Below are 17677 nucleotides of genomic sequence, written 5' to 3' on the forward strand. Positions count from 1 at the left end.
GACACACCCGGCCGCTTTGCCATGGCAAGGTGATTCAGGTTTTTCTCACGGAGAATTGTCTAATGTAAGTAGGCGAAAAGGAGGGAAAATAATGGCAAAACAAAAAATTCGTATTCGTTTAAAAGCGTATGATCATAGAATCCTTGATCAATCTGCTGAGAAGATTGTTGAAACGGCTAAACGTTCCGGAGCCAGCGTTTCTGGTCCGATTCCGTTGCCAACTGAGAAATCAGTTTACACAATCCTTCGTGCGGTGCACAAATACAAAGATTCTCGTGAGCAATTCGAAATGCGTACACATAAACGTTTGATCGACATTGTGAACCCAACACCACAAACTGTTGATGCTCTAATGCGATTAGATTTACCATCTGGTGTCGATATCGAAATTAAACTTTAATCTAAAATATAGAATGATCTTTATAGGAGGTGTGACGAATGACCAAAGGAATCTTAGGAAGAAAAATTGGTATGACGCAAGTTTTCGCAGAAAACGGTGATCTTATTCCGGTAACTGTTATCGAAGCTGCTCCTAACGTTGTGCTTCAGAAGAAAACTTCTGAAAACGACGGCTATGAAGCGATTCAGATCGGTTTTGACGACAAGCGTGAAAAGCTTGCCAACAAACCAGAAAAAGGACACGTTGCAAAAGCGGAAACTGCTCCTAAGCGCTTCGTTAAGGAATTACGCGGAGTGGATATGGATGCGTATGAAGTTGGTCAGGAAGTCAAAGTTGATATTTTCTCTAACGGAGAAATCGTAGATGTAACAGGAACATCGAAAGGTAAAGGTTTCCAAGGCGCTATCAAACGCCACGGACAATCTCGCGGACCAATGTCTCACGGTTCACGCTACCACCGCCGTCCTGGTTCAATGGGACCGGTAGACCCTAACCGTGTATTCAAAGGAAAGCTGTTGCCTGGACGTATGGGCGGAGAGCAAATCACTGTTCAAAACCTTGAAATCGTAAAAGTAGATGCAGAGCGCAACCTTCTTTTAGTTAAAGGTAACGTTCCTGGTGCCAAAAAATCACTAGTCACTGTTAAAAGTGCTGTTAAATCTAAATAATTCTCTTAGGAAAGGAGGAAATTGATCATGCCAAAAGTAGCTTTATATAACCAAAACGGTTCTACTGCTGGTGATATCGAATTAAACGACTCTGTATTTGGAATCGAGCCAAATGAGAGCGTAGTATTCGACGCTATTCTTATGCAAAGAGCTTCCTTGCGTCAAGGAACTCATAAAGTAAAAAATCGTTCGGAAGTACGTGGCGGAGGTCGCAAACCTTGGCGTCAAAAAGGTACCGGCCGTGCTCGTCAAGGATCTATCCGTTCACCGCAATGGCGCGGAGGTGGTATCGTATTCGGTCCTACACCACGCAGCTATGCATATAAATTACCGAAAAAAGTTCGCCGCTTGGCTATCAAATCAGCATTGTCTTCTAAAGTGAATGACAACAACTTGATCGTTCTTGAAGATCTTAATCTTGATGCGGTTAAAACAAAAGAAATGGCAGCTATCCTTAAAGGTCTGTCTATCGAGAAGAAAGCTTTAATCGTAACTGCGGATGCAAACGAGACAGTTGAACTATCTGCTCGCAACCTTCCAGGAGTTACTGTTGTTGAAGCTAACGGAATCAACGTCCTCGATGTTGTCGGTCACGAGAAGCTTGTGATGACGAAAGCAGCGGTTGAAAAAGTAGAGGAGGTGCTTGCATAATGAAAGATCCTCGTGATGTTCTAAAGCGCCCCGTCATTACTGAACGTTCTGCTGATTTAATGACTGAAAAAAAATATACGTTTGAAGTTGACGTAAAAGCCAACAAAACAGAAGTGAAAGACGCTGTTGAACAAATCTTTGGAGTGAAAGTTGAAAAAGTCAACATCATGAACTACAAAGGGAAATTCAAACGTGTCGGCCGCTACTCTGGTATGACAAACAAACGCAGAAAAGCGATTGTTAAGCTTACTGAAGACAGCAAAGAAATCGAAATTTTTGAAGCTTAATCACTTGTAAAAAGAAGGAGGGAAATTCAAAATGGCGATTAAAAAGTACAAACCGACCTCTAACGGACGTCGCGGCATGACTTCTTCTGATTTCGCGGAAATCACGACAGATCAGCCGGAAAAATCCTTGCTTGCCCCGCTTCACAAAAAAGGCGGACGCAACAACCAAGGTAAATTAACTGTACGTCATCAAGGCGGCGGACATAAACGCCAATACCGTATTATCGACTTCAAGCGCGATAAAGATGGTATACCTGGACGCGTTGCTACAGTTGAGTACGATCCAAACCGTTCAGCTAACATTGCTCTAATTAACTATGTAGACGGAGAAAAACGCTACATCCTAGCTCCTAAGGGGCTTCAAGTAGGCACTGAAATCATGTCAGGTCCAGAAGCTGACATTAAAGTAGGTAACGCACTTCCACTGATCAACATCCCTGTTGGTACAGTTGTGCACAACATTGAATTAAAACCTGGAAAAGGCGGACAGCTTGTACGTTCAGCTGGTACATCTGCTCAAGTTCTTGGTAAAGAAGGTAAATACGTTCTTGTACGTCTTAACTCCGGTGAAGTTCGCATGATTCTTTCTGCTTGCCGCGCAACAATCGGTCAAGTGGGTAACGAACAGCATGAACTGATCAACATCGGTAAAGCCGGACGTTCTCGCTGGAAAGGCGTTCGCCCTACAGTTCGCGGTTCTGTTATGAACCCTAACGATCACCCGCACGGTGGTGGTGAAGGACGCGCTCCAATCGGACGTAAATCACCTATGTCTCCATGGGGTAAACCAACTCTTGGATTCAAAACTCGTAAGAAAAAGAACAAATCAGATAAATTCATCGTACGTCGTCGTAAAAATAAATAACGGGGTTGTCTACGGTTCATATCGGACCGTAGTGCAATCACGAAGGGAGGTTCCAAAATGGCTCGCAGCTTAAAAAAAGGACCATTTGTCGATGATCATCTAATGACAAAAATCGAGAAATTAAATGAAGCGGATAAGAAACAAGTTGTGAAAACTTGGTCTCGCCGTTCTACTATTTTCCCGCAATTTATCGGTCACACAATCGCAGTCTATGATGGACGCAAACATGTGCCTGTTTACATCTCTGAAGATATGGTAGGTCACAAGTTGGGTGAATTCGCACCGACTCGCACTTACAAAGGTCATGCTAGTGATGACAAGAAAACAAGACGCTAATGAGAGGAGGCTTTTAAATGCAACAAGCTAAAGCTGTCGCAAGAACAGTCCGTATTGCTCCTCGTAAGGCACGTCTAGTAATGGACCTGATTCGAGGCAAGCAAGTAGGTGAAGCAGTATCGATCTTAAACCATACGCCAAAAGCTGCTTCCCCGATTATTGAAAAAGTTTTAAAATCTGCTATCGCCAACGCTGAGCACAACTACGAAATGGATGCAAACAACCTGGTTGTTACTCAAGCTTACGTGAACGAAGGCCCTACGTTGAAAAGATTCCGTCCGCGCGCTATGGGACGTGCAAGCCAAATCAACAAACGTACGAGCCACATTACTATCGTTGTATCAGAAAAGAAGGAGGGATAACTCGTGGGTCAAAAGGTAAATCCAGTCGGTCTTCGTATTGGGGTTATACGTGATTGGGAATCTAAGTGGTACGCTGGCAAAGATTACGCTGACTTCCTTCACGAAGATCTGAAAATCCGTGAATTTATTAATCAACGCCTGTCTGACGCTTCAGTTTCTAAAGTAGAAATCGAGCGTGCGGCAAACCGTGTAAATATTACGATCCACACAGCTAAGCCTGGTATGGTTATCGGTAAAGGCGGTTCCGAAGTCGAAGCGCTTCGCAAAGCCCTTAACAGCCTTACTGGCAAGCGTGTACACATTAACATTCTTGAAATCAAAAGAGCTGATCTTGATGCTCAGCTAGTTGCTGATAACATTGCTCGTCAATTGGAAAACCGTATCTCTTTCCGTCGTGCGCAAAAGCAACAAATCCAACGCACAATGCGCGCTGGTGCACAAGGAATTAAAACAATGGTTTCCGGTCGTCTTGGCGGCGCTGACATCGCTCGTTCTGAATACTACAGTGAAGGAACTGTTCCATTGCACACACTTCGTGCAGACATCGACTATGCTACATCTGAAGCTGACACAACTTACGGTAAGCTTGGTGTAAAAGTCTGGATCTATCGTGGAGAGGTTCTTCCTACTAAGAAGAAAACTGAGGAAGGAGGAAAATAATATGTTAATGCCAAAACGCGTTAAATATCGCAGAGAGCATCGCGGAAAAATGCGCGGCCGTGCGAAAGGCGGCACTGAAGTGCATTTCGGTGAATACGGTATCCAAGCTCAAGAATCTTCTTGGATCACAAACCGCCAAATCGAAGCAGCACGTATTGCGATGACTCGTTACATGAAACGTGGCGGTAAAGTTTGGATCAAAATTTTCCCTTCTAAGCCTTATACAGCTAAGCCTCTAGAGGTTCGGATGGGTTCCGGTAAAGGTGCTCCTGAAGGATGGGTAGCTGTTGTAAAACCGGGCAAAGTTTTATTTGAAATTTCTGGTGTGTCTGAGGAAGTCGCTCGCGAAGCTCTTCGTCTTGCATCTCACAAATTGCCAATTAAAACGAAGTTCGTAAAACGTGAAGAAATTGGTGGTGAATCAAATGAAAGCTAATGAAATTCGTGACCTTACCACTGCTGAAATTGAACAAAAAGTAAAGTCTCTTAAAGAAGAACTTTTCAATCTTCGCTTTCAATTAGCGACAGGACAACTTGAAAACACTGCTCGCATTCGTGAAGTGCGCAAGTCAATCGCGCGCATGAAAACTGTGATTCGGGAAAGAGAAATTGCTGCCAACAAATAATTCCGGAGGGAGGTTCTCTAAAACATGAGCGAACGCAATCAGCGCAAAGTCTACCAAGGACGTGTTGTTTCTGACAAAATGGATAAAACCATTACTGTTGTTGTAGAAACATACAAAAAGCATTCACTCTACGGTAAACGCGTAAAGTACTCTAAAAAATTCAAAGCACATGATGAAAATAACCAAGCTAAAATCGGAGACATCGTAAAGATCATGGAAACTCGTCCATTATCTGCGACTAAACGTTTTCGTCTAGTTGAAGTTGTCGAAGAAGCTGTTATTATCTAATAAAGTTCGGAAACTTTTTTCCGAAGGGAGGTAACAAATAATGATTCAACAAGAGACTCGTTTAAAAGTAGCTGATAACTCTGGTGCCCGTGAAGTGTTAACAATCAAGGTGCTTGGTGGTTCTGGACGCAAAACAGCTAACATTGGTGATGTCATTGTTTGCACGGTTAAACAAGCAACACCAGGAGGCGTTGTCAAAAAAGGTGATGTCGTGAGAGCTGTAGTCGTACGTTCTAAGAGCGGTGCACGCAGAAATGACGGATCTTACATCAAATTCGATGAGAATGCATGTGTTATCATCCGTGACGACAAAAGCCCGCGCGGAACTCGTATCTTCGGACCTGTAGCACGTGAACTTCGTGATAACAACTTCATGAAAATTGTTTCTCTAGCTCCAGAAGTACTTTAATGATATCAATGCCGGACTAAGGAGGTGCGATCAGGATGCATGTTAAAAAAGGCGATAAAGTAATGGTTATCTCTGGTAAAGACAAAGGGAAGCAAGGTGTAATTCTTGCAGCTTTCCCTAAAAAAGACCGCGTAATCGTTGAGGGTGTCAACATGGTGAAGAAGCACTCAAAGCCGACTCAAGCAAACCCTCAAGGCGGAATTTTAAATCAAGAGGCGCCAATTCATGTGTCAAACGTAATGCCGCTCGATCCTAAAACAGGTGAAGTGACTCGCGTAGGATACAAAGTAGAAAATGGCAAAAAAGTTCGTATTGCAAAAAAATCTGGGCAAGTTCTAGATAACTAGTAATAAAGGAAGGGAGGTCTATCTCATGAACCGCCTTAAAGAAAAGTACAATAAAGAAATTACACCTGCATTAATGAAAAAGTTCGAATACAAATCTGTGATGCAAGTGCCTAAAATCGAAAAAATCGTAATCAACATGGGTGTTGGTGACGCTGTTCAAAACGCTAAAGCTATCGATAGCGCTGTTGAAGAACTAACGTTTATCGCTGGTCAGAAACCTGTCGTTACTCGTGCGAAGAAATCTATTGCTGGATTCCGTCTTCGTGAAGGAATGCCAATCGGTGCGAAAGTAACTCTTCGCGGAGAGCGCATGTACGATTTCCTTGATAAACTAATTTCTGTTTCTTTACCGCGTGTACGTGACTTCCGCGGAATTTCAAAAAAATCTTTTGACGGTCGCGGAAACTACACACTAGGAATCAAAGAACAGCTGATCTTCCCTGAAATTGACTATGATAAGGTAACTAAAGTTCGCGGTATGGATATCGTTATTGTAACGACTGCCAACACTGATGAAGAAGCTCGTGAACTGTTAACTCAATTAGGTATGCCATTCCAGAAATAATCAATGAAAGGGAGGCGAAATCGTGGCTAAAAAGTCAATGATTGCGAAACAAAAACGCACACCGAAGTTTAAAGTACAAGAGTACACTCGCTGCGAACGCTGCGGCCGTCCGCACTCTGTTATTCGTAAATTTAAACTTTGCCGTATTTGTTTCCGTGAACTTGCATATAAAGGACAAATTCCTGGCGTTAAAAAAGCCAGCTGGTAATCCCCGTTTATGGGAAGGAGGTTATTAAATAATGGTTATGACAGATCCGATTGCAGATATGCTGACTCGTATTCGTAATGCAAACATGGTACGTCATGAGAAGCTCGAAATTCCTGCTTCTAAGTTGAAAAGAGAGATCGCTGAAATCTTGAAAAGAGAAGGTTTCATCCGTGACGTAGAATTCATTGAAGATAACAAACAAGGCATCATCCGTGTTTTCTTGAAATACGGACAAAACAACGAGCGTGTCATCACTGGCCTTAAAAGAATCAGCAAACCAGGTCTGCGCGTTTACGCTAAGTCAAACGAAGTGCCTCGCGTGCTTAACGGACTTGGAATCGCAATTCTTTCTACATCACAAGGTGTGTTAACGGATAAAGAAGCCCGCGCTAAACAGGCTGGCGGAGAAGTATTAGCATACGTTTGGTAAGAAGTTTAACATGAATGGAGGTGTTTGGTATGTCTCGTGTAGGTAAGAAGCTACTTGAGATTCCTTCAGGCGTTACAGTTACTCTGAACGACAACACTGTAACCGTGAAAGGACCAAAAGGAGAATTAACTCGTACGTTTCATCCTGATATGAAGATTAAAATTGAGGACAATGTACTTACTGTAGAACGTCCTTCAGATAATAAAGAACACCGTGCGCTGCATGGCACAACTCGCAGCATCATCGGAAACATGGTTGAAGGTGTATCTAAAGGTTTTGAAAGAGGTTTGGAATTAGTCGGTGTCGGTTACCGTGCTTCTAAATCCGGAAACAAACTTGTTTTGAACGTTGGATACTCTCACCCTGTAGAAATCGTTCCTGAAAACGGAATTGAAATCGAAGTTCCATCTCAAACAAAAGTGGTTGTAAAAGGTACAGATAAAGAACGTGTTGGAGCTACTGCTGCAAACATTCGCGCTGTACGTTCTCCAGAGCCTTACAAAGGCAAAGGGATCCGCTATGAAGGAGAAATGGTTCGTCGTAAAGAAGGTAAATCTGCTAAGTAAAACCGCTTAATGTGAGAAAGGAGTGACCCAGATGATTACGAAAACAAGCAAGAATGCTGCACGTCTTAAAAGACACGCTCGTGTTCGTGCGAAGCTTTCAGGAACCCCTGAAAGACCTCGTCTAAATGTTTTCCGTTCAAACAAACATATTTACGCACAAGTGATCGATGACGTGAACGGTGTTACACTTGTGAGTGCATCTACTCTTGATAAAGACTTTAACGCTGAAAATGGCAGCGATACGGCTGCGGCTGCAAAAGTTGGAGAGCTTGTTGCAAAGCGCGCTTCTGAAAAAGGTATCACAAATGTCGTGTTCGACCGTGGCGGTTACCTTTATCATGGACGTGTAAAAGCATTGGCTGATGCTGCACGCGAAGCTGGATTAGAATTTTAATAAAAGAAGGAGGGACATATGAATATGCGTCGTATTGACCCAAGCAAATTAGAGTTAGAAGAACGCTTAGTTACCGTTAACCGCGTAGCGAAAGTTGTTAAAGGTGGTCGTCGTTTCCGTTTCGCAGCTCTAGTCGTTGTCGGTGACAAAAACGGTCACGTTGGTTTCGGAACTGGTAAAGCACAAGAAGTTCCGGAAGCGATTCGCAAAGCTGTTGAAGATGCGAAAAAGAATTTGATCGAAGTACCAATGGTTGGAACTACAATTCCACACGAAATCATCGGACGTTTCGGTGCAGGAAACATCTTGTTAAAACCTGCTTCTGAAGGTACGGGAGTCATCGCTGGAGGCCCAGTACGTGCGGTACTTGAGCTTGCAGGTGTATCTGATATCCTTTCTAAGTCTTTAGGTTCTAACACACCGATCAACATGATCCGTGCAACAGTCCAAGGTTTAAGCGAGCTGAAACGCGCTGAGGACGTTGCGAAGCTTCGTGGAAAATCTGTAGAAGAACTGTTAGGATAAGGAGGGAACATTAATGGCTAAATTAGAAATTACCCTCAAACGCAGTGTAATCGGACGCCCGGAAGATCAGCGCATTACTGTAAGAACGCTTGGTTTAAAGAAAACAAACCAAACTGTCGTTCATGAAGACAACGCTGCAATCCGCGGTATGATTAACAAAGTATCTCATTTAGTTTCTGTTAAAGAACTTTAAAAATAAACGATAGGCTAAGGAGGTGTCCAAATGAAACTTCATGAATTAAAGCCCGCAGAAGGTTCACGTAAAACGCGCAACCGCGTAGGTCGTGGTATTGGTTCTGGTAACGGTAAAACAGCTGGTAAAGGTCATAAAGGTCAAAACGCTCGTTCTGGCGGCGGTGTACGTCCTGGATTCGAGGGTGGACAAATGCCTTTATTCCAACGTCTTCCTAAACGCGGTTTCACAAACATCAACCGCAAGGAATTCGCTGTGGTCAACCTAGACAAACTCAACAGCTTTGCAGAAGGGACGGAAGTTACTCCTGAACTTCTTTTAGAAACAGGTGTAATCAGCAAGTTGAAATCTGGAGTGAAAATTCTTGGCGACGGTAAATTAGAAAAGAAATTAACTGTTAAAGCCAATAAATTCTCCGCTTCTGCTAAACAAGCAATTGAGGCTGCTGGCGGTACAGCTGAGGTGATCTAACTTGTTTAAGACAATCTCCAATTTTATGCGTGTGAAGGATATTCGGAATAAGATTATCTTCACTCTTTTAATGCTTATCGTCTTTCGTCTCGGTTCGTTCATTCCTGTGCCGCACGTAAACACAGAAGTTTTAAAGGCACAGGATCAAATGAGCGTATTTGGGATTCTAAACACATTTGGCGGCGGTGCATTGTTCAACTTCTCCATTCTTGCGATGGGAATCATGCCTTACATCACAGCTTCTATCATCATCCAGCTCCTGCAGATGGATGTTGTGCCGAAGTTTACCGAATGGTCTAAGCAGGGGGAAGTTGGTCGCCGAAAACTAGCTCAGTTCACAAGGTACTTCACGATCGTTCTTGGATTTATCCAGGCTTTAGGTATGTCTTACGGGTTTAACAACATGGCCGGCGGCGCGTTGATTACAGACCCGGGAGTCGGTACTTATTTGCTTATTGCGATTGTACTAACTGCTGGAACTGCTTTTTTAATGTGGCTGGGAGAACAAATTACGTCTCATGGAGTTGGTAACGGAATATCCATTATCATCTTCGCCGGTATCGTTGCCGGTATTCCGCAGACGATTAATCAGATCTACGCTCAGCAGTTTGTAGATGCTGGAGATCAGTTATTCTTGCAAATCATAAAGGTTGTCGTTATATTGGTTGCGATTTTAGCGATTGTCGTTGGCGTTATTTTCATCCAACAGGCGGTTAGAAAAATCTCAATTCAATATGCGAAAGGTTCAGGCCGTTCACCGGTTCCTGGCGGCCAGTCTACACACTTGCCGCTGAAGGTTAACCCGGCGGGAGTTATTCCGGTTATCTTTGCCGTAGCATTTATCACCACTCCGCGGACCGTGGCAACATTCTTTGGCTCCAATGACGTCACGAATTGGATTCAAAAAACGTTTGATTACACGCATCCGGTCGGAATGGGAGTTTATGCAGCATTGATCATCGCCTTTACCTATTTCTATGCATTTGTGCAGGTTAACCCTGAGCAAATGGCCGATAATCTTAAAAAACAAGGCGGCTATATTCCGGGAGTTCGTCCAGGAAAAATGACTCAAGATAGAATTACGAGCATTTTGTATCGACTTACATTTGTAGGCTCCATATTCTTGGCCGTGATTGCCATTCTTCCTGTCTTGTTCGTTAATATTGCTGGGCTGCCTTCTTCTGCACAAATTGGTGGAACAAGTTTGCTGATTGTCATCGGGGTTGCACTTGAAACAATGAAGCAGCTTGAAAGCCAGCTGGTAAAACGAAACTATCGTGGATTTATGAAGCACTAGAGGAAATGGGGCGCGCCCATTCCCTCTAAAATAGAGAGGACGGGGAATCCGAAATGAACTTAGTCTTAATGGGACTGCCTGGAGCCGGTAAAGGGACACAGGCTGAACGGATTGTTGAAGATTTTGGGATACCTCATATCTCAACAGGAGACATGTTCCGCGCTGCGATGAAAGAAGAAACGGATCTGGGACTCGAAGCCAAATCATACATTGATAAAGGCGAGCTTGTTCCGGATGAAGTGACAATTGGTATTGTCAGGGAGAGACTTGGCAAGAATGATTGTGACGGAGGTTTTCTTCTGGACGGATTTCCGAGAACAGTCGCTCAAGCTGAAGCACTTGAGGAAATTCTTAAAGGACTTGGCAAGTCGATTGACCATGTCATCAACATTCAAGTCGATAAAGATGCATTGATGGAACGTCTGACAGGACGCAGAATCTGCAAAAACTGCGGTGCAACTTATCATTTAGTCTTTAATCCGCCTGCAAAAGAAAATGTATGCGACAAGTGTGGAGGAGAGCTTTATCAGCGTGAAGACGATAATGAAGCTACCGTATCCACGCGGTTAGAGGTCAACATGAAGCAAACCCAGCCTTTACTCGATTTCTATGAAGATAAAGGATATCTCGTAAACATTGACGGGCAGAAGCACATCAATGAAGTTTACGCTGATATAAAGGAGCTTCTCGGAGGCCGGGACAAATGATTATTTGTAAAACTCCCCGAGAAATCGAAATCATGCGGGAGGCCGGACGAATTGTCGCTTTAACTCATCAGGAGCTAAAAAAGCACATTAAACCCGGCATCTCGACAAAAGAATTGGATCAAATTGCCGAACGTTTTATTACAAAGCAAGGTGCAATCCCATCTTTTAAAGGGTATAATGGTTTTCGCGGGAGCATTTGCGTTTCGGTCAACGAAGAACTCGTGCACGGTATTCCGGGAAAACGAGTCCTTCGCGACGGGGACATCATCAGCATCGATATCGGTGCGAAGCTAAACGGTTATCATGGTGACTCCGCTTGGACTTATCCAGTGGGTACGATCAGCGATGATGATCAGAAGCTGCTGGATGTGACAGAGGAGTCTTTATATAGAGGCTTGAAGGAAGCAAAACCGGGAGAACGTTTGTCGAATATTTCCCACGCAATACAAACGTATGTCGAAAGCGAACAATTTTCAGTCGTCAGGGAATATGTAGGACACGGGGTAGGGCAGGATCTGCATGAGGATCCGCAAATTCCTCACTACGGTCCGCCGAACAAAGGCCCGCGTTTAAAGCCTGGCATGGTCTTGGCCATTGAGCCGATGGTCAATGCAGGTACACGCTATGTCAAAACATTGGCTGACAACTGGACGGTTGTAACTGTGGACGGGAAGAAGTGTGCTCACTTTGAACACACGATTGCCATTACGGATGCCGGTTTTGAGATACTGACAAAAGCCTAGGTGAAATGAGATGTATCGGAAAACACCTGAAATTGGACAGTTCGTACGCATGACAAGAGGCCGCGAAATGAACCAATACGCAGTTGTTATTGATATAGTCGATCATCATCATGTGCTGGTAGCAGACGGAGAAAAGCGTAAATTTCATTCTCCTAAGAAAAAGAATATCAATCATTTAACCTTTTATGATTGCGTATCTCCGGAAGTTCAGAACAGTATAAACGAAACAGGGCGTGTGACAAACGGAAAATTGAGATTTTCTCTTTTGAAATTTGTCAGAGAGCAAGTTACTGATTTGAAGAAGGGAGAACACTTGAATGGCGAAAGACGATGTAATTGAAGTGGAAGGTACTGTAGTCGAAACGCTGCCAAACGCAATGTTCAAAGTTGAACTTGAGAATGGCCACACGGTTTTGGCTCACGTATCTGGTAAAATCCGCATGCACTTCATTCGCATTTTACCTGGAGACAAAGTTACGGTAGAATTATCTCCATATGACTTAACTCGTGGTAGAATTACGTACCGTTACAAATAAAGCACTCCGGAAATTGAAGGAGGTTGGAAACACATGAAAGTGAGACCATCAGTTAAACCGATCTGTGAAAAATGCAAGGTCATTCGCAGAAAAGGAAAAGTAATGGTGATCTGTGAAAATCCAAAGCATAAACAAAAACAAGGATAATTTTTAAGGAGGTGCGAGAGAGATGGCTCGTATTGCTGGTGTAGATATCCCACGTGATAAACGTGTTGTTATTTCATTAACATACATCTTTGGAATCGGTCGTACAACGGCTCAGCAAATCTTAAAAGAAGCTGGAGTTTCTGAAGATACTCGCGTTCGTGATTTGACTGAAGAAGAACTTGGTAAAATCCGTGACGTGATCGACAAATTGAAAGTAGAAGGTGACCTTCGCCGTGAAGTGTCTCTTAACATCAAACGTCTGATCGAAATCGGAAGCTACCGCGGAATTCGTCATCGTCGCGGATTGCCTGTTCGCGGTCAAAATACTAAAAATAACGCGCGTACTCGTAAAGGTCCGCGTCGTACTGTAGCTAACAAGAAAAAATAAGCAAGGGAGGTAATTAAACAATGGCTGCTGCACGTAAAACAAACACGCGTAAACGTCGCGTGAAAAAGAATATTGAATCTGGAATTGCTCATATCCGTTCAACTTTCAACAACACGATTGTTACTATCACAGATGTTCATGGCAATGCTCTTTCTTGGTCAAGTGCCGGAGCTTTAGGATTTAAAGGTTCTAAAAAATCCACTCCATTCGCTGCACAAATGGCTGCTGAAACAGCTGCTAAAGGTTCTATCGAACATGGACTTAAAACTCTTGAAGTTACTGTAAAAGGACCAGGTTCCGGCCGTGAAGCTGCAATTCGTGCACTTCAAGCTGCTGGACTAGAAGTTACAGCGATCAGAGACGTAACGCCTGTTCCTCATAACGGATGCCGTCCGCCAAAACGTCGCCGCGTGTAATTTGTTTGTATAGATTTTGTGTCCCTGTCAATAATGGGTTATGATACAGTTAATTTATAAAACGAATGCACACTCGTTGCCTGAGCACATACGGGACTAAACAATGGGGAATTTCGGATAGAATCAGAGAAATTCTTTCCGGGGTTTCGACGTTTTGAAGGAGGGTTTTATGAAATGATCGAGATTGAAAAACCAAAAATCGAAACGGTTGAAATCAGCGACGATGCCAAGTATGGTAAATTTGTCGTAGAGCCACTTGAGCGTGGATATGGTACAACTTTGGGTAACTCCTTACGTCGTATCCTTTTATCCTCACTCCCTGGTGCCGCTGTAACATCGATCCAAATAGATGGTGTACTGCATGAATTCTCGACGATCGAAGGCGTTGTTGAAGATGTTACAACGATTATCTTAAACATTAAAAAACTTGCACTGAAAATCTACTCTGAAGAAGAGAAGACGCTTGAGATTGATGTTCAGGGTGAAGGAGTTGTAACAGCTGCTGATATTACCCACGACAGTGATGTTGAGATTTTGAATCCTGATCTTCACATTGCGACTCTTGGCCAAAATGCGAGTTTTCGAGTTCGCTTAACTGCTCAAAGAGGTCGCGGGTATACACCAGCTGACGCGAATAAAAGAGACGATCAGCCGATTGGCGTCATCCCGATTGATTCCATCTTTACACCTGTTTCTCGCGTATCTTATCAAGTTGAGAATACTCGTGTGGGTCAGATTACAAACTATGACAAACTTACGCTTGACGTATGGACAGATGGAAGCACTGGACCAAAAGAAGCTATTGCACTTGGTTCAAAGATTTTGACTGAACACCTTAATATTTTTGTCGGTTTGACCGACGAAGCTCAGCACGCTGAAATCATGGTAGAAAAAGAAGAGGATCAAAAAGAAAAAGTTCTTGAAATGACTATTGAAGAACTCGATCTTTCAGTCCGTTCTTACAACTGCTTGAAGCGTGCAGGAATCAATACAGTTCAAGAACTTGCGAACAAAACTGAAGAAGATATGATGAAAGTTCGCAACCTGGGCCGCAAGTCGCTTGAAGAAGTAAAAGCGAAACTTGAAGAACTTGGACTTGGCCTTCGCAAAGACGATTGACTAGTTTCCATGTGAACTAGGATTTTCGTGTGTTTTTTATTTCAGATAGAGTATTTCAATAAAGGAGGGGACACCACATGTCATACAGAAAACTAGGACGCACTAGTGCACAGCGTAAAGCAATGCTGCGTGATCTTACAACAGACTTGATCATCAACGAGAGAATTGAAACAACAGAAGCTCGCGCGAAAGAACTTCGCTCTGTTGTAGAAAAAATGATTACACTTGGCAAGCGCGGAGATTTACACGCACGCCGCCAAGCAGCTGCATACATCCGCAATGAGGTTGCAGATGCAGAGAAAAACCAAGATGCACTTCAAAAACTTTTCTCTGATGTAGCACCTCGTTATGAAGAGCGCCAAGGCGGATACACACGTATTATGAAGCTTGGTCCTCGCCGTGGTGACGGAGCACCAATGGCTATCATCGAATTGGTTTAATCACATATTTTGTGTGTCTAAAGAAGGGCGGGACAGTTTTTAACTGGATCTATGCCCTTTTTTTAGATACCGGGGAATTTTCTATGATAAAAGAATAGTCAGAAAAGCAGAGCTTTAGAGGAGAGGAGGCCGGACGGGCAAATGAATCAAGAGCGATTAATCGCTGCAGAAGATATCACGTTTCGCTACCAGAAAGATGCAGACAGGCCTGCGCTTGATCACGTATCTTTCCATGTGTCGAAAGGAGAATGGCTTGCGATCGTCGGTCACAACGGTTCAGGAAAGTCGACGCTCGCCCGTGCTTTAAACGGACTGATTCTGCCTGATGAAGGATCGATTAAAGTAGGCGGTATCAAGCTGACGGAAGAGACGGTCTGGGATGTCCGAAAAAAGGTCGGCATGGTGTTTCAAAATCCGGATAACCAATTTGTCGGGACAACCGTCCGCGATGATGTGGCTTTTGGTTTAGAAAACAGCGGAGTTCCAAGAGAAGACATGGTGGAAAGGGTGGATTGGGCCGTTCAACAGGTGAACATGCAAGAATTTCTCGATCAAGAGCCGCACCATCTCTCGGGAGGACAAAAGCAGCGTGTTGCGATTGCGGGAGTGCTTGCTGCCCGGCCTGACATCATGATTCTCGACGAAGCGACTTCCATGCTCGACCCGATGGGGCGGGAAGAAGTGCTGGATACGGTCAGAAGGCTGAAAGACCAAGGAATGGTTACGGTCATTTCGATTACCCATGACTTAAACGAAGCCGCGAAGGCCGACCGGATCATCGTCATGAACAGCGGTAGAAAATTTGCCGAAGGCACGCCGCAGGAAGTCTTTCGTCTGAATCAAGATCTGATTAAAATCGGGCTTGATTTGCCATTTTCTTTTCAGCTCACCCAAATGCTGAAGGAAAGCGGTCTGGCTCTGAAAGGCGATCATCTGACACAAGAAGGATTGGTGAATGAGCTATGGACATTGAAATCAAAGATGTAGAGCACCGATACCAGATGAAAACGCCTTTTGAACGCCTGGCGATCTATGATGTCAACGCTGTGATTAAAGAAGGAAGCTATGTCGCCGTAATCGGCCATACAGGATCGGGAAAATCGACTTTGCTTCAGCACCTGAACGGGCTTTTAAAACCGACAAAAGGACAGATACGCCTCGGCGAGGACGTTCTTGAAGCAGGCAAAAAGAATAAACATCTAAAAGCTTTGCGGAAAAAGGTCGGCATTGTCTTTCAGTTTCCTGAACATCAGCTGTTTGAAGAAACAATTTTAAAGGATATCGCATTCGGTCCGATCAACTTTGGCATGAGCCGGGAAAAGGCGGAAGAAAAAGCGAGGGAAATGCTGAAGCTGGTAGGTTTGGGTGCAGAGCTGTCCGACAGGTCTCCGTTTGAACTAAGCGGAGGGCAAATGCGCCGCGTGGCCATTGCGGGAGTGCTGGCGATGGAGCCTGAGGTTCTTGTCCTCGATGAACCGACGGCAGGGCTTGACCCAAGAGGCCGCAAGGAGATCATGGACATGTTCTACAGCCTCCATAAGCAGAGGAACCTGACGACAATTCTCGTCACCCACAGTATGGAAGACGCGGCAGCGTATGCAGATGAACTGATTGTGATGCATAAAGGGACGGTCAAAGCAAAAGGGACGCCGCGGGAGCTTTTTTCAAGGAAAGACGACATTGCCGCTTTAGGGCTTGATTTGCCGGAAACGATTAAATTCCAAAAACGCCTTGAAGAGACGCTGGGGATTACGTTCAAAGCGCCGATTTTGACGATTGAAGAAGCAGCCTCCGAAGTTAAAGCTCTTTTTCAGGAGGAAAATGCCCTATGATGGACAATATCATTATCGGCAAATACGTACCCGGGAAATCGGTCATTCATCGGCTCGATCCGCGTACAAAGCTGTTAACCATTTTCCTTTTTGTCTTTATCGTTTTTTTCGCGAATAATACGGAAACATATGCATTGCTCGGCCTGTTTACGGTTGCAGCCGCCGCTTTGTCAGGCGTTCCGGTGCGATTCCTTATAAAAGGAATGAAGCCGGTGTTCTGGATTGTGCTGTTTACGTTTCTGCTTCATATTTTTATGACAAGGGAAGGACCGGTTCTCGCCGATCTCGGCCTGTTTAAAATTTATGAACAGGGGCTTGTTCAAGGGATTTTTATTTCTCTGCGCTTTGTTTACCTCATCATGATCACAACGATTTTAACATTGACGACGACTCCAATCGAAGTGACCGATGGTTTGGAGCATTTGCTCGGTCCGTTTAAAAAATTGAAGCTTCCCGTCCATGAACTCGCTCTCATGATGTCCATCTCCCTCAGATTTATACCGACTTTGATCGAAGAGACGGATAAGATCATGAAAGCGCAAATGGCAAGAGGCGTCGATTTTGCGAACGGCCCGGTCAAAGAACGCGTCAAAGCGATCGTTCCTCTCCTTGTCCCGCTTTTTGTCAGTGCCTTTAAAAGAGCTGAAGAGCTTGCAACCGCGATGGAGGCGCGAGGATACAGGGGAGGAGAAGGCCGTACAAAATACAGGCAGCTGACATGGAAATGGAAGGATACTTCCGTGCTCCTCATTTTAGCTGTTCTTGGCGTTTTGCTAATTTTATTGCGGACTTAGGTGATGG

At 44.1% G+C, this 17677-nt stretch carries 34 protein-coding genes; all 34 read left to right on the top strand.

Annotation, left to right across the window (positions count from 1 at the left end):
- The first annotated feature begins 91 nt into the window (after positions 1–91).
- Positions 92–400: a 30S ribosomal protein S10 gene (gene rpsJ / locus H7F26_RS06915; protein ID WP_003156464.1), complete on the top strand. Its 309-nt coding sequence runs from the start codon at positions 92–94 to the stop codon at positions 398–400.
- Between the two features lie 38 nt (positions 401–438).
- Positions 439–1068 carry a 50S ribosomal protein L3 gene (gene rplC / locus H7F26_RS06920; RefSeq protein WP_003178324.1) on the top strand — a complete coding sequence of 210 codons (630 nt, stop codon included), beginning with the start codon at positions 439–441 and terminating at the stop codon, positions 1066–1068.
- 27 nt (positions 1069–1095) lie between these two features.
- Complete coding sequence (gene rplD, locus H7F26_RS06925; RefSeq protein WP_003178327.1) at positions 1096–1719, top strand: 50S ribosomal protein L4; 624 nt, start codon at positions 1096–1098, stop codon at positions 1717–1719.
- Positions 1719–2006, top strand: coding sequence for a 50S ribosomal protein L23 (rplW, locus tag H7F26_RS06930; RefSeq protein WP_003178328.1), 288 nt, complete (start codon positions 1719–1721; stop codon positions 2004–2006). The genes rplD and rplW overlap by 1 nt, the downstream gene beginning before the upstream one ends.
- 31 nt (positions 2007–2037) lie before the next feature.
- Positions 2038–2871 (top strand): 50S ribosomal protein L2, encoded by an 834-nt coding sequence (rplB, locus tag H7F26_RS06935; RefSeq protein WP_003178332.1) that lies wholly within the window; start codon positions 2038–2040, stop codon positions 2869–2871.
- Positions 2872–2928: 57 nt separating this feature from the next.
- Positions 2929–3207 carry a 30S ribosomal protein S19 gene (gene rpsS / locus H7F26_RS06940; protein ID WP_003178334.1) on the top strand — a complete coding sequence of 93 codons (279 nt, stop codon included), beginning with the start codon at positions 2929–2931 and terminating at the stop codon, positions 3205–3207.
- Between the two features lie 17 nt (positions 3208–3224).
- A complete protein-coding gene (gene rplV, locus H7F26_RS06945; RefSeq protein WP_003178337.1) occupies positions 3225–3569 on the top strand; it encodes a 50S ribosomal protein L22 in 345 nt (114 codons plus the stop codon).
- Between the two features lie 3 nt (positions 3570–3572).
- A complete protein-coding gene (rpsC, locus tag H7F26_RS06950) occupies positions 3573–4229 on the top strand; it encodes a 30S ribosomal protein S3 (RefSeq protein ID WP_003178339.1) in 657 nt (218 codons plus the stop codon).
- 1 nt (position 4230) lies between these two features.
- Positions 4231–4665, top strand: a complete 435-nt coding sequence (gene rplP / locus H7F26_RS06955) for a 50S ribosomal protein L16 (RefSeq protein WP_003178341.1) — start codon at positions 4231–4233, stop codon at positions 4663–4665.
- Entirely contained in the window at positions 4655–4855 is a 201-nt protein-coding gene (gene rpmC, locus H7F26_RS06960; protein WP_003178343.1) for a 50S ribosomal protein L29, read from the top strand. The genes rplP and rpmC overlap by 11 nt, the downstream gene beginning before the upstream one ends.
- Before the next feature lie 24 nt (positions 4856–4879).
- A complete protein-coding gene (rpsQ, locus tag H7F26_RS06965) occupies positions 4880–5143 on the top strand; it encodes a 30S ribosomal protein S17 (RefSeq protein ID WP_003178345.1) in 264 nt (87 codons plus the stop codon).
- A gap of 40 nt (positions 5144–5183) precedes the next feature.
- Positions 5184–5552 (top strand): 50S ribosomal protein L14, encoded by a 369-nt coding sequence (gene rplN / locus H7F26_RS06970; protein WP_003178347.1) that lies wholly within the window; start codon positions 5184–5186, stop codon positions 5550–5552.
- Between the two features lie 35 nt (positions 5553–5587).
- The gene (gene rplX / locus H7F26_RS06975) at positions 5588–5899 is read left to right on the top strand and encodes a 50S ribosomal protein L24 (RefSeq protein ID WP_003178350.1); all 312 of its coding nucleotides are present in this window, start codon (positions 5588–5590) and stop codon (positions 5897–5899) included.
- A 25-nt stretch (positions 5900–5924) separates the two neighbouring features.
- Complete coding sequence (gene rplE, locus H7F26_RS06980; RefSeq protein ID WP_003178352.1) at positions 5925–6464, top strand: 50S ribosomal protein L5; 540 nt, start codon at positions 5925–5927, stop codon at positions 6462–6464.
- A 22-nt stretch (positions 6465–6486) separates the two neighbouring features.
- Positions 6487–6672, top strand: coding sequence for a 30S ribosomal protein S14 (gene rpsN / locus H7F26_RS06985; RefSeq protein ID WP_003178353.1), 186 nt, complete (start codon positions 6487–6489; stop codon positions 6670–6672).
- 31 nt (positions 6673–6703) lie between these two features.
- Entirely contained in the window at positions 6704–7102 is a 399-nt protein-coding gene (gene rpsH / locus H7F26_RS06990) for a 30S ribosomal protein S8 (protein ID WP_003178355.1), read from the top strand.
- Between the two features lie 29 nt (positions 7103–7131).
- On the top strand, positions 7132–7668 hold the full coding sequence (gene rplF, locus H7F26_RS06995; protein WP_003178356.1) for a 50S ribosomal protein L6: 537 nt from the start codon (positions 7132–7134) through the stop codon (positions 7666–7668).
- A gap of 31 nt (positions 7669–7699) precedes the next feature.
- Positions 7700–8062 (top strand): 50S ribosomal protein L18, encoded by a 363-nt coding sequence (gene rplR / locus H7F26_RS07000; protein ID WP_003178358.1) that lies wholly within the window; start codon positions 7700–7702, stop codon positions 8060–8062.
- Positions 8063–8086: 24 nt separating this feature from the next.
- A complete protein-coding gene (rpsE, locus tag H7F26_RS07005; protein ID WP_025805814.1) occupies positions 8087–8587 on the top strand; it encodes a 30S ribosomal protein S5 in 501 nt (166 codons plus the stop codon).
- A gap of 13 nt (positions 8588–8600) precedes the next feature.
- A complete protein-coding gene (gene rpmD / locus H7F26_RS07010) occupies positions 8601–8780 on the top strand; it encodes a 50S ribosomal protein L30 (protein WP_003178363.1) in 180 nt (59 codons plus the stop codon).
- 30 nt (positions 8781–8810) lie between these two features.
- Positions 8811–9251, top strand: a complete 441-nt coding sequence (gene rplO, locus H7F26_RS07015) for a 50S ribosomal protein L15 (RefSeq protein ID WP_003178364.1) — start codon at positions 8811–8813, stop codon at positions 9249–9251.
- Position 9252: 1 nt separating this feature from the next.
- Positions 9253–10548, top strand: a complete 1296-nt coding sequence (secY, locus tag H7F26_RS07020; protein WP_003178368.1) for a preprotein translocase subunit SecY — start codon at positions 9253–9255, stop codon at positions 10546–10548.
- A gap of 53 nt (positions 10549–10601) precedes the next feature.
- Positions 10602–11255: an adenylate kinase gene (locus H7F26_RS07025; RefSeq protein ID WP_003178371.1), complete on the top strand. Its 654-nt coding sequence runs from the start codon at positions 10602–10604 to the stop codon at positions 11253–11255.
- Complete coding sequence (gene map, locus H7F26_RS07030; RefSeq protein WP_003178373.1) at positions 11252–11998, top strand: type I methionyl aminopeptidase; 747 nt, start codon at positions 11252–11254, stop codon at positions 11996–11998. Before H7F26_RS07025 ends, map begins: the two co-directional genes overlap by 4 nt.
- A gap of 10 nt (positions 11999–12008) precedes the next feature.
- On the top strand, positions 12009–12338 hold the full coding sequence (locus H7F26_RS07035) for a KOW domain-containing RNA-binding protein (RefSeq protein ID WP_003178375.1): 330 nt from the start codon (positions 12009–12011) through the stop codon (positions 12336–12338).
- A complete protein-coding gene (infA, locus tag H7F26_RS07040) occupies positions 12316–12534 on the top strand; it encodes a translation initiation factor IF-1 (RefSeq protein ID WP_003178377.1) in 219 nt (72 codons plus the stop codon). The genes H7F26_RS07035 and infA overlap by 23 nt, the downstream gene beginning before the upstream one ends.
- A gap of 33 nt (positions 12535–12567) precedes the next feature.
- The gene (gene rpmJ, locus H7F26_RS07045; protein ID WP_003156543.1) at positions 12568–12681 is read left to right on the top strand and encodes a 50S ribosomal protein L36; all 114 of its coding nucleotides are present in this window, start codon (positions 12568–12570) and stop codon (positions 12679–12681) included.
- A gap of 22 nt (positions 12682–12703) precedes the next feature.
- Positions 12704–13069, top strand: coding sequence for a 30S ribosomal protein S13 (gene rpsM, locus H7F26_RS07050; protein ID WP_003178378.1), 366 nt, complete (start codon positions 12704–12706; stop codon positions 13067–13069).
- Positions 13070–13089: 20 nt separating this feature from the next.
- On the top strand, positions 13090–13485 hold the full coding sequence (gene rpsK / locus H7F26_RS07055; protein WP_003178380.1) for a 30S ribosomal protein S11: 396 nt from the start codon (positions 13090–13092) through the stop codon (positions 13483–13485).
- Between the two features lie 174 nt (positions 13486–13659).
- Positions 13660–14604, top strand: a complete 945-nt coding sequence (locus H7F26_RS07060) for a DNA-directed RNA polymerase subunit alpha (RefSeq protein WP_003178382.1) — start codon at positions 13660–13662, stop codon at positions 14602–14604.
- Between the two features lie 77 nt (positions 14605–14681).
- A complete protein-coding gene (gene rplQ / locus H7F26_RS07065; protein WP_003178384.1) occupies positions 14682–15044 on the top strand; it encodes a 50S ribosomal protein L17 in 363 nt (120 codons plus the stop codon).
- A gap of 141 nt (positions 15045–15185) precedes the next feature.
- Entirely contained in the window at positions 15186–16031 is an 846-nt protein-coding gene (locus H7F26_RS07070) for an energy-coupling factor ABC transporter ATP-binding protein (RefSeq protein ID WP_003178386.1), read from the top strand.
- A complete protein-coding gene (locus tag H7F26_RS07075; protein ID WP_003178387.1) occupies positions 16007–16876 on the top strand; it encodes an energy-coupling factor ABC transporter ATP-binding protein in 870 nt (289 codons plus the stop codon). Before H7F26_RS07070 ends, H7F26_RS07075 begins: the two co-directional genes overlap by 25 nt.
- Positions 16873–17670, top strand: coding sequence for an energy-coupling factor transporter transmembrane component T family protein (locus H7F26_RS07080; RefSeq protein WP_003178389.1), 798 nt, complete (start codon positions 16873–16875; stop codon positions 17668–17670). The genes H7F26_RS07075 and H7F26_RS07080 overlap by 4 nt, the downstream gene beginning before the upstream one ends.
- Positions 17671–17677 lie beyond the last annotated feature (7 nt).

The sequence above is a fragment of the Bacillus sp. PAMC28748 genome (assembly GCF_014250415.1).
GTDB lineage: Bacteria > Bacillota > Bacilli > Bacillales > Bacillaceae > Bacillus > Bacillus licheniformis.